This window comes from Aerosakkonema sp. BLCC-F183 (assembly GCF_041929145.1).
GTDB lineage: Bacteria > Cyanobacteriota > Cyanobacteriia > Cyanobacteriales > Aerosakkonemataceae > Aerosakkonema.
On sequence record NZ_JBHFNU010000029.1, the window covers coordinates 1 to 11386 of the forward strand.

Genomic DNA, 11386 nt, shown 5'->3' on the forward strand with positions numbered 1-11386 from the left:
ACCCTGCAAATTCATCGACCCATAATGCACGTTCTTACTAACAGCCCGCAACATCGCCGCCATCTGATGATTAGCATGAGATTTATCCTTAACCCACAGACGAATATTATCCTCAGTCCAATCATAACCCAGACCTTGAATCAAGGCGATCGCAGAAGCTATCGAACAAAAGATTTCTTGACTCTGGGAATTCAACCGCTTAGTTAACTCACTATCCCCAGAAGCCTCACAAGCAATCCGAGTATGTGCTTTCGACAGGTCAGAAACAATCAAGCTAGTACCCAGATGCGCCACAAAAACCGTTCTAATCGCAGGCAAATTATAAGCCTGTAACTCCCCAGGAAAATTACTAGGATTCGGAGGATTTTGCAAATTAGGATGTTGGCTACTACTGCGACCAAAAGCCGCCCGATTAATTTGCGTATAACGAGAACGCACATATCCATCCCGTAACGATTCCTTCAGATTAGCCAAATAATCCAGATAAGTCTTAGTAGTCTTAATCACCGAAATCAACCTGAGTTCTGGAATATCCCAATACTTACTCAAAGAATCAGCATTCACCTGAGTTAACTTTAACTTGAATTTGCCATTAATCAACTTCGGTAACTCCTTAGTTGAATAAAGATAAGGAACCGCTTCAGGAAAAGTAGAACCCAACCTATTCACCAAATCCTGATAAGCCTTTTCATACTGCACGGTGACACTATCCAAAACCGCCTCATTCACAGGCATCCCATAATAAGCCATCTGTGCAAAAGCTGGTGTTGCACTACACTCAACCAAATAGGAATTCCACACACCAATTTCCTTTAACAAAGGTTCGAGTCGGTCATGTACTTGCAGAACTACTTCAGCATCTAAACCTGCATAATTAAGCTGATTATTACTCAGCTTTCCACCCCCCTTATCTCCCCAACCCCATTCAGATTTCTGTTCCGTTTTATCTATATCAATGCCAAGACGCAGACAAACAGAAGCCAAAGAATGCGGTTTATTGTTAACTTTATCCAGCCAAGGGTCTAAACCAGCCCAGTACACCTGGCTCATCAACTTAGTATCGCGGATACAGCGAATTTTAAAGCCATATTTTGCCAACATCCACTGTTGTTCAAAATCCAAAGAATGACCCACAACTTCTACCGTTGGATTGGCTAATCTTTCTGCCAATATTTCCCAGAATCCCAGGTTTTGAAGTTGTCGTTCGATTTGCGTTCTTTGCTCATTATAGAAATCTAAATCAATCAATAACACCCAAACTTCATTATCTATAGGAACGGCTATAGAAATCAGGCGAATTTCTCCACTGTTGGGGTCAAGAGCGCTGTCAGGTTCCCCTGAATTGCCAAAAGTTTCTAAATCAAAGCCAAATCTATTAGCTTGTTTCCACCTTTGGATAAGTTGAGGAAATTGGGGGTTATCGAGCAGAACAATGTTGGATTGAAGTTTTTCTTCCTGTTGCAGGAATAAACTATATTGAAAATATTGTGGCATGAAAACACCTAGTTAAAATTGTGATTAATAAATCTACCAAATCCCTACTATTATATTAACTAATTTCTCAAGCATCGGGATTGGTATGGTACAAGGATATTGGCAAAATTAATGCTGTCCTTATTTATGATAACTAGCAAAATTTGGCCAGATAAAACCCAGGAAATATGGCAGCGTGAGCCATAGATACGCCCCACTATAATATGCTTGATTTAGTGGGGGAGAATGTAATATCATGTCCCTTAGCATTGGTAGTGTAAAAGTAATATCATGCTTTATTGGCGGAAATCCAGGGGGAATTTTTTACCACAGATGAAACACAGATGAACACAGATGAACACAGATGTAAGTGTTCACCTTTCTGTAGGATACACAGATATTTCTCTCCTTCCTTATCTATGTGACAATAAAAATGAGATTACACAACCAATGCCACGGGATATGATATAATTTTTCTCCATCTTTCCCATCTAAAATCAAGAAACTATTTAGCTAGACACAGAAACTTTAATCGGTCTAGAAGTAACAGAACTAAATGCGGATTCCAAAGCAGCAATTTGGCTATCCACCCTCGGTTTCAAAGCAGCACTTTTGACAAATACAGTAGCCGTATCCTCTGAGAAACTCGCCAATGAGCCATGTTGAGAAAGCAACACTTTAAGCGCCGGGGGAACTTTGGCTAGCACAGTTTGCCAGATGTTACTATTAGGAACAGGAACCGCAGTAGATGTTGGTGAAGCTATGGGTGATGCAGCAAGCGCAAATTTTACTTGCGATGTGCCATTAACATTGGAATTACCGACATTCTGCATAGCACCGGGAAGTAATCCCAGAATAGCAACTTCTAACCATAGCCAAGCTTGGGTAGAAGATTTGATTTGGGCTTCACAATTTCTCAGATGTTGTTGAGAAGCTAAAATGGTACCACGACCCAACGAAATTGCTAGTTGTTTGCATTGTTTCAGTGTTCCTTCTAATAACAATGAATCGCTCTGACTATCAGGAGTAGTGAGAGCAATCAGCATTTTGGTGTAGAATTCAATTAAATTCTGAAGAACCACCAAAGGCTCTTTCCCGGAATTGAGGATGGTGCGAATTATATCAATAGTATCCAATTCTTTATCAGATGCGATCGCACTCACCAACTCCACTAATTCTTGCTCTGGTACAGCCCCCACCAACTCCCAAATTTCTTGGTCTGTAATCGGCTGTTCTAGTAAGCTAAGTTGCTCCAACAAAGAAAGCGCATCTCGCAATCCACCTGTCGCTAACTGTGCTACCAAGTGTATAGCAACTTCATCAATTACTACCCCCTCAAATTCAGCAACGGTTTTCAAATGTTCCACCAAAGCATCTAAACTAATGCGTTGAAAGTTGTAGCGTTGGCAGCGAGAAATGATAGTATTTGGTAGCTTTTGAGGTTCGGTAGTACACAGGATGAACACCACGTTGGGCGGGGGTTCCTCAAGGGTTTTCAGAAGAGCCTGAGTCGCTGCACCACTCAATCCATGAGCTTCGTCGATCGCATATATTTTATAGCGACCCTGCACTGGAGTCAAGTGCGCTCCGGTACAAATCTCACGAATCTGGTCAACCCCATTATTGCTGGCTGCATCGAGTTCTAACACATCGATGGCAGCACCATTGGCAATATCTCGACAAGAGGAACAGCGACCGCAAGGAGACGCTGTGGGGCTATCCGTTTCTAAACAGTTGAGGGATTTAGCTAAAATGCGAGCAGATGAAGTTTTACCAGTGCCTCTTGGCCCAGTAAACAGATAGGCACTGGCAATGCGCCCAGAGTTGATAGCATTAGTAAGGGCAGTAGCGATCGCATTTTGACCCACTAAATCAGCTAAAATCTGCGGGCGGTACTTCTGATGAAATGGTTGGTACATAAGCAATTCAAAATTAAAAATATAGAACAGTTAGTAGCCTAATTAAGGCTCGTTGAAATTGGTTGGTAAATCTTTCAGATACTTCGATTTGAGCTTCCCATCGTGCCAGTAGCGCAAATAAGGATAAGGGCCGTATTCTTTGCCCTGCTTCTTGTTGCGTATCGTCTTCCACTCAATCCTGCCCCGTCTCTCCCCTGGTATTGGCTGATTTGACCGTTCGGTTGCTTCCAGCAATCCACCGATGATGGCGTGCAACTTTTCCAAATCCTGGCGAGGTAGTTGCAAAGCCGCATTCAGCAGGGTTTCTAAGTCACTGTCCATAGCCTTTTAGGGTACAAAAGCCGTTCAAACATACCCTAAATTTAGGGTATAAAATCAGGTTTATGTACCCTAAAAAACTCCGTCGAGCCAGGGAAAGCCTCCTATATTCTATATATAGCAATGGTTCTAGCTCATGGCCCATACCCTTTTAGGGTATATTACCGCTGAAACATACCCTAAATTTAGGGTATGAAAACCGATTTTTGTACCCTAAAAAACTCCACCTCGCCAGCCAAAACCTCCTATATACTATATATAGCAATGGTTCTGGCTCATCGCACATAGTCGTTTAGGGTATAAAATCGAGTTTTTGTACCCTAAAAACTTTCGGTCGCCAGGGAAAGCCTACTATATACTATATATAGCATTGGTTCTGGATCATCGCACATAGTCGTTTAGGGTATGAAATCGAGTTTTTGTACCCTAAAAACTCTTAGTAGCCAGGAAAAGCCTCCTATATACTTATGTAGCAGTGGCTCTAGCTCATCCTGCTTAGTCTTTTAGGGTATAGAATCCGGTTGATGTACCCTAAAAACAGCCCAAGGCGATCGAAAACACCTCATACCCCTTATATAATAGTAGTCCTAGCTCAGGGCGCTTAGTCTTTTAGGGTATGTTGCAGCCAGAAATGTACCCTAAAAAGTCCATCAAGCCAGGGAAACCCTCCTATATACTATATAGCAATGGTTCTAGCTCATGGCCCATACCCTTTTAGGGTATATTACCGCTGAAACATACCCTAAATTTAGGGTATGAAAACCGATTTTTGTACCCTAAAAAACTCCACCTCGCCAGGGAAAACGTCCTATATAGTATATATAGCAATGGTTCTGGCTCATCGCACATAGTCGTTTAGGGTATAAAATCGAGTTTTTGTACCCTAAAAACTCTTGGTCGCCAGGGAAAGCCTCCTATATACTATATATAGCAATGGTTCTGGCTCATCGCGCATAGTCGTTTAGGGTATAAAAACCGATTTTTGTACCCTAAAAACTCTTGGTCGCCAGCGAAAACTCCTATATACCATATAAAGCAATGGTTCTGGCTATCCTGCTTAGTCTTTTAGGGTATAGAATGCGGTTGATGTACCCTAAAAACAGCCCAAGGCGATCGAAAACACCTAATACCCCTTATATAATAGTAGTCCTAGCTCAGGGCGCTTAATCTTTTAGGGTATGTTGCAGCCAGAAGTGTACCTTAAATTTAGGGTATAAAATCTGCTTGATGTACCCTAAAAACAGCCCAACGGGAGCGAAAACACTTAATACCCCTTATATAGCAATGGTTCTGGCTCATGGCCCATACCCTCTTAGGGTATATCACCGCTGAAGCATACCCTAAATTTAGGGTATGAAAACGGATTTTTGTACCCTAAAAAACTCCATCTCGCCAGGAAAAACCTCCTATATAGTATATATAGCAATGGTTCTGGCTCATCGCACATAATCGTTTAGGGTATAAAATCGAGTTTTTATACCCTAAAAACTCCTGGTAGCCAGCGAAAGCCTCCTGTATACCTTATATAGAAATGGTTCTAGCTCATGGCCCATAGCTTTTTAGGGTATAAAAACCGATTTTTGTACCCTAAAAAGTTCCAGCGAGCCAGCCAAAACCGACTCTATACCATATATAGCAATGGTTCTGGCTCATAGCGTATAGCCTTTTAGGGTATAAAATCGAGTTTTTATACCCTAAAAACTCCTGGTAGCCAGCGAAAGCCTTCTATCTACTATATATAGAAATGGTTCTAGCCCATCAGCCATAGTTTTTTAGGGTATATTTTTCAAAAAACATACCCTAAAAAGCACTGAAAACATACCTTCGCAGTAACCTGTGCTTCACATTGGGAGTGCAGCCAGTTCTAAGTCAGCTTCTTCTGCTTCTTCTGTTGTTGATTCTATTTCCATAATAGGCGCTGACAATGGCTCATCTGACAATGGTTCATCTTCAACTACTGAAGATTCTTTAACTTCTGCTGATGAACTCTCAGAAGATAACTTCCGTCGTGCTGAACGCTCAGGCTTTAGAGATTCCCCACCAAGTTCAACAGGCATCACTAAAACCGTAGCAGAAGACAGAGTACTATCCGGTAAATTGATAGTAGCAGGATAATGGGGTTCATTAAATGAAAAACGCAACTCAGAAGAAGGGATAGCTTTAATAGCAGGGATAAGAACATCAGCATCAAACCCAATCTGGAAATCCTCACCTTTAATTAAAGCAGGTAAAGATTCAGCACCAGAGCCAATATCTTTCCCTTCCACATACAGAGAAAGCACTTGCTCAGTTGAATTTAAAACGAAGCGAATAATTTTGTGCTTGTCAAAAGTAGCAAGACGAGTCACCGCTGCCAATATTTGTTGAGAACTGACAGAAACTTCTCGACTCCACTGGGATGGTATCAATTGGTGATAATCAGGATAACTTCCAGCCAAGGCGCGACAAACCAGAGTAAAGTTAGCGCCACTAAACATAATTTGGCTATCATTGAAGTGCAGTTCAACTGGAAAATCATCCTTGCTTTCTGTTGGATTACCCAAAAGCTTCTGCAACTCCTTCAACGCACTTTTGGGAACAGTGATAGCTAAACTGCTTGACTCAGTAATTGGGGATTTCCTTTTACCTTTGGTTCTCTTTTCAGGCAGTGGCTCTGCTTTCTCACCATTGGTATGGATAGAATCTTTAACCACAGCCAGAGATTTGCCATTAGTGGCAGCGAATTCCACGCGCTCTCCTAACAATGTTAACCTAACACCAGTGAGAACTAACCGAGTTTCATCCGATGCGGTGGCAAACAAAGTAGTTTTTAACCCACGTGCTAGAACACTGGCAGTCAATATGGCAAAATTACCTGTAGATGGCTCTATGGTCGGTAATTGAGGAAATTCAGATGCCGCCATACCTCGAAAATTGTAGCGTTTGCCAGAACAGGTTAATATAGCTTCCTGTTTATCTGGGAGAATAGTAAACGACAGTTCTTCCTCTTTGGGCAAAGTAGAAATAATGTTTGATAAATGTTTAGCCGGAAGTGTAAAAGCACCTTCAAACTCAACAGATGCCTCCAAATCGGCAGTGATACCCAAACTGAGGTCGAAAGCGCCAACTTCTAATTTTTCGTTAGATGCTTTGAGGAGAACATTGGCAAGGATAGGATGATTTGGTTTATTCGGTATTGCACCCATAACTGTATCGAGTGCGGCATCGAATTGCTTGGCAGTACAAGAGAATTTCATGGTAGTTCGTTAAATTTAGTGTAGATAATGAAAGCCTTTATCCACTCCAAAAACTTAGAGTGGATAAGGAAATGAGAAACCCTATGTAATGTAAACGGTATGTCTCCGGTACGCTGCTGCGATTGCGCTCCACCCAACGCATCAAAGCGATCGCACAGAATGCTAAAATCGATCGAGAATCAACCAACCTATCGACTTCCCTGAGTTTGCGGTTGAGCAGGTGGCAGTTGAGGCATTGAGCTAGTGCTACCCCCAAGACCAGGTACAATCAGAGGTTGAGCAGGTTGCAGAGCTTCCCAGACCTCCTGTTTGCGCTCTTGATTGAATCCCAGAAAATACTGCTTCCAAGTTTCCAAACTAGGAACCTCGTGGCTAGCTACTTTACAGGCAGGGCTTTTCTGCGCTGTCCCCGCTAATTCCCGTACAGTGGTGAAACAAAATACACACAAGCACTTGAAAAGATTATTCTTACCCCTGGCGGCGATGCGGTTACTGATAGCATGGCAAGCCGTCATTTCATCGATAAAAGCCTGCCAGTGGGTAGCGAAGGTAGCTTGGTTAGCACCACTAGCCCGGTAGGATAATGGAACTTGGTGTAATGGTTTGTTCTCGGCATCAAGCAAGATAACCTCAAAATATTGAGTATTACCGATATTCTCCTCATCCTTGTATTCTGGTGAATAGCGCCCCAAGATTACCAATTGTTTCGATTCTTTGGTAGCCTTGCGATCGTAAGCTAAAGTAGGAGTTCTAGGACACACCAACATTCGAGGGGAAGGTGTGAGAAACCCTTGTTCCTCAACCCCAGTAATCTCGAAGGTATAGGTAGTAAGTAACTTTTCATCAAAATTGAACCATCCAGCTTTCGCCATTTGGTCGGCGGGGACAAAGTAGCCGCACAATTTGGGAGTAGTACCCCGCAATGCCTGGATACGAGGTAATTTGGCATTAGGGTCGAGATAGATTGGGTCAGCAAACTCATCCCGTTCATCCCGTTCATCCCGTTCTAATTCGATGTTAGTAGTTTCCAATGCAGTTGGAGTAGCGCTATCTGCTGAAGTGACAGGCTGGTTTGATTGAGATGCTTTGTCTTTCACTGATTTATGGATAAATTGTAATCCTTCTGTGGCGCGTCAGCGCAAGGACACTAATGATGAGCCAAGAAATTTCCTGATTCGATGAGTAATCAAGGAAAAATCTCGGCTACTAAAATGGAATCTCTTCATCTGAATTACCCACCATAATTGATGTAGGTTTTTCAGGATTATTGGGAATGACAACAGGTATATTCAGGGAGTTAAGCTGAGTAATGATGTCCTGTTTTTTCGATTCCACGAGAAGCTGTTGCAGTCGAGTCAGATGAGCGATAATCTCTGTTAATTGTTTCAGACAGCTTTGGGTAAATTTGATTTCCAGGTATTCCTGATTATCGAAAATAACCAAGCTTTTGAAACCGGAATTATCAAAAGAATTTACCAAGCTGTTCGGGGAAACATCACAGATGAGTTGTTGGCGAATCATAATTAATCAGTAATGCAAATCGATGTCAGTGTCACCGATATGAGAGTAATCCCACCGTTCGTACCATTCTTTTTCTCTATCCTCCCTTTCTTCTTCGGCGTTTGATGTGTGACCACATTCGCTGGAGTGCGGCGTAGAGGTTATCGTTTTTGACAAAAATAAGGGAGTATTAGTGGATAGAGAAGCTGAGGTTTTTTGTGACATAATGACAAACTTTTGATAGCAGTACGTCGCATGAATGGCGCGTCAGCGCGTTCAACAATTCAAAAGCCAAATGCTTTCATTCAAAATTACACGAACCCACAAACCTAAATAGAAGTAAGTCCATGAGGTTGGTTTTTGAATTCGCAGATTATGAATTTTGAATTGAAAAACAGTTCATTTTATTAACCAAAGAAGTCGCATTGGTCATTTTCCACCCTTGTCGAACACAGTTTTCTTTAGCTTGCTCAAGTTCAGTGAGAGTTTTGAGCAATTTGTAGCGCCTAAAACCGCCATAAACAGGAAATACATAAGTTTGCCATCCCTGCGGTATTTCTACGTAGCTGACTTGTTTAAAGACTCGCATGGTTACAACTAGGATAGTTAATGAATCATTTGGTTAGAAATGGCTTGCTGATGGATTTTAATCAATTCCCCAAGATTATGAATCGCTCTCCCTAAATTAGCCGCTCGACTTCCCATTGCTCTAGTTTCTATCCCTGAATTCCTTAAGGTTTCACAGATGCGACACAGTTCTTTTCGTTGTAACTTCATCATGTAAAATAGGCACATTTCTTAGTCGTTTTCTTGTTGTAATTTTTAACTATGCCGTATATACTAAATATAGTATATGTAAAAATTGTAGGTAGTAGCAAGTGCAAGTCCGGTGGAATTTCAAGTTAAAACCAAGTCAAACTCAGATTGTCAAAATGTCTGAGTGGTTGATAACTTTGAGAAAACACCGTAACTATGCTTTGCGTGAAAGAGAAACTGGCTATAACACTAATAACCAAGATGCAGATACTCCTATTAATTATGCTTGGGGTTCTTTCTGCGATTTAGAGTCTCTTATGGAGTATGGTGCTAGTTGTCCTCTAACTTGTCCTGTTGTTAAACATGGGGTTATACCTGATGATTTATTCCTGGCTCTAAAAACAAGTAAGGGCGTAACTAAATGGGATAATTCATCGGGAATACAAATGAAAGTAACAACCCAATTACGCCACAAAAATCAAAAATTTAAAGATATTAATTCAGATATTTTACAGCGTAATATTGCTAAATTAGACACAGGATTTAACAATTTTTGGAAACATGGCAGAGGGTTTCCTCGGTATCTGCGTAAGTTAGATAGTTTTGAGTACAAACCAGGGCGAGTTAAATTAATTAACTTTGTAGATAGTTATGCAACTGTATATCTTCCTGGGATTGGCAACGTTAAAATGTTTAATAGCAGGGACTTAACCTTAATTAAAGAAATTAGAACCTGTACTATTAAACGCAGTGCCTCTGATTGGTATATTTCCATACTGGTAGAAATACCAGGAGAAATACCAGAAATCAAGGAAGGAATTAAATCGGTTGTTGGCATTGATGTAGGCGTAAATAAGCTTGTCGCTTTATCAGATGGTAGTTTTATAGAAAATATTAGAGTCACTACTAATCCTAGAACTGCTAGACGCTTGGCAATACGTCAACGTGCAGCAAGTCGCAAAATTAATGGTTCTAAAAATAAGGCTAAGGCTTACCAAAAATTAGCCAAGATACAGCATAAACTATCTCAAAAACGAGATGGGTATAACTGGCAAGCAGCATCTAAAATCGTTAAAACTGCTGATGCTGTTGGACGTGAAGACCTGAATATCAAAAACATGGTCAAACGTGCTAAACCTAAACATGATGGGAAGGGAGGTTATTTAAAAAACGGGGCATCTGCTAAAACTGGATTAAGTAAGGTAATTTTTGATTGTGGTTGGGGTGATTTGTTTGATAAAATCGCTTGGTTGGCTGCTAAATTAGGTAAACCAGTTATTCCAGTTCAGCCTAAATATTCATCTCAAGAATGTCCTAAATGTAAACACATTGACAAAAAAAATCGCAGTGGTGAAAAGTTTGTCTGTACCAACTGTCAATATACAGATCATGCTGATACAAAAGCATCAAGAACTGTGGCTAAAAAAGTTGGGTTAGTTTTCCCCAAAAAAGTTAAGGAAACTCTACTTCGGGACTCGGAGAAAGTTACGCCTAGTAGATATCAATCCTCTGTGGTTGAGACTAGGAACCATGCCTATGAGCAATTAAATATTCAGTTGAGCTTGTTTGATTTAACTGATTATACTATTGCTGACAGTCGGATATCTAGAAAATACGGCAGAAAATCTAGAGAATCTGCGCGTCTTTAGACCGCAGAGTGTCAAGTAATCAGGAGAGCATAGACCAAAAACATGAAGATGACAACTGGGAGGTAAGGTTTCTCGGATAGCTCGAATGGCTGCAATATTCCTGTACTTTTGGCTACCATTAATGGCTAAACCTCCAACAGCAAGCGCATGATATCCTAGTTCATACAGCCTAACTGCATTGCTAATTTTCTCTTCAATACTTACGCCATGAATTGTTGCCAAAGGTCGGCAGAACGGTAAATGCGTTTTGGCTAAAACGATGAATTCCTTGGCACATTTTAAGTTGAATAGGCGGCGAAACTCTAAGTTACTACCAGGTAACAGAATGTGGTCAGGACAGGTAATAAAATCCCCAGGCTTAGCTTTAAGCTTTAGATATTGGTTGATGCAGAACAAGGGAGTTACCAGAGAATTTCCAATTTGAGGAAGATTGAGGCGGCTATAACGAATCGCACTACAATCCCAAAAAATTGGTGCTGGCGATGGAGGAAACATAGCAGGCTTATTGGATAGAGAAATTAACCAGCCATCTGGT

General features: G+C 41.1%; 12 protein-coding genes. 1 reads left to right on the top strand and 11 read right to left on the bottom strand.

Annotated elements, in window-relative coordinates; all coding sequences use genetic code 11:
* The 10 genes from ACE1CD_RS07555 to ACE1CD_RS07600 form a co-directional block, all read right to left on the bottom strand.
* The coding region (locus ACE1CD_RS07555; RefSeq protein WP_374822866.1) for a DNA polymerase at nucleotides 1–1494 on the bottom strand (1494 nt) is incomplete at its 3' end.
* A 488-nt stretch (nucleotides 1495–1982) separates the two neighbouring features.
* The gene (dnaX, locus tag ACE1CD_RS07560; RefSeq protein WP_374789279.1) at nucleotides 1983–3392 is read right to left on the bottom strand and encodes a DNA polymerase III subunit gamma/tau; all 1410 of its coding nucleotides are present in this window, start codon (nucleotides 3390–3392) and stop codon (nucleotides 1983–1985) included.
* 42 nt (nucleotides 3393–3434) lie between these two features.
* Nucleotides 3435–3713 (bottom strand): hypothetical protein, encoded by a 279-nt coding sequence (locus ACE1CD_RS07565; protein ID WP_374789280.1) that lies wholly within the window; start codon nucleotides 3711–3713, stop codon nucleotides 3435–3437.
* A 1838-nt stretch (nucleotides 3714–5551) separates the two neighbouring features.
* Entirely contained in the window at nucleotides 5552–6946 is a 1395-nt protein-coding gene (dnaN, locus tag ACE1CD_RS07570) for a DNA polymerase III subunit beta (RefSeq protein WP_374789281.1), read from the bottom strand.
* 37 nt (nucleotides 6947–6983) lie between these two features.
* On the bottom strand, nucleotides 6984–7133 hold the full coding sequence (locus ACE1CD_RS07575) for a hypothetical protein (protein ID WP_374789282.1): 150 nt from the start codon (nucleotides 7131–7133) through the stop codon (nucleotides 6984–6986).
* 1 nt (nucleotide 7134) lies between these two features.
* Nucleotides 7135–8043: a DUF5895 domain-containing protein gene (locus ACE1CD_RS07580; RefSeq protein WP_374789283.1), complete on the bottom strand. Its 909-nt coding sequence runs from the start codon at nucleotides 8041–8043 to the stop codon at nucleotides 7135–7137.
* Nucleotides 8044–8152: 109 nt separating this feature from the next.
* On the bottom strand, nucleotides 8153–8467 hold the full coding sequence (locus ACE1CD_RS07585; RefSeq protein ID WP_374789284.1) for a hypothetical protein: 315 nt from the start codon (nucleotides 8465–8467) through the stop codon (nucleotides 8153–8155).
* A 6-nt stretch (nucleotides 8468–8473) separates the two neighbouring features.
* Nucleotides 8474–8671 (bottom strand): hypothetical protein, encoded by a 198-nt coding sequence (locus ACE1CD_RS07590; protein ID WP_374789285.1) that lies wholly within the window; start codon nucleotides 8669–8671, stop codon nucleotides 8474–8476.
* 148 nt (nucleotides 8672–8819) lie between these two features.
* Complete coding sequence (locus ACE1CD_RS07595) at nucleotides 8820–9035, bottom strand: hypothetical protein (RefSeq protein ID WP_374789286.1); 216 nt, start codon at nucleotides 9033–9035, stop codon at nucleotides 8820–8822.
* A gap of 17 nt (nucleotides 9036–9052) precedes the next feature.
* Nucleotides 9053–9226 carry a hypothetical protein gene (locus tag ACE1CD_RS07600; RefSeq protein ID WP_374789287.1) on the bottom strand — a complete coding sequence of 58 codons (174 nt, stop codon included), beginning with the start codon at nucleotides 9224–9226 and terminating at the stop codon, nucleotides 9053–9055.
* Between the two features lie 98 nt (nucleotides 9227–9324).
* Between ACE1CD_RS07600 and ACE1CD_RS07605 the strand changes: the two genes are divergently transcribed.
* A complete protein-coding gene (locus tag ACE1CD_RS07605) occupies nucleotides 9325–10851 on the top strand; it encodes an RNA-guided endonuclease InsQ/TnpB family protein (protein WP_374789288.1) in 1527 nt (508 codons plus the stop codon).
* On the opposite strand, the gene ACE1CD_RS07610 is transcribed toward ACE1CD_RS07605, so the two are convergent.
* Nucleotides 10774–11386, bottom strand: a 613-nt coding sequence (locus ACE1CD_RS07610; protein WP_374789289.1) for a hypothetical protein, incomplete at its 5' end; no start/stop codon positions are given. The two genes, ACE1CD_RS07605 and ACE1CD_RS07610, sit on opposite strands and share 78 nt — an antisense overlap.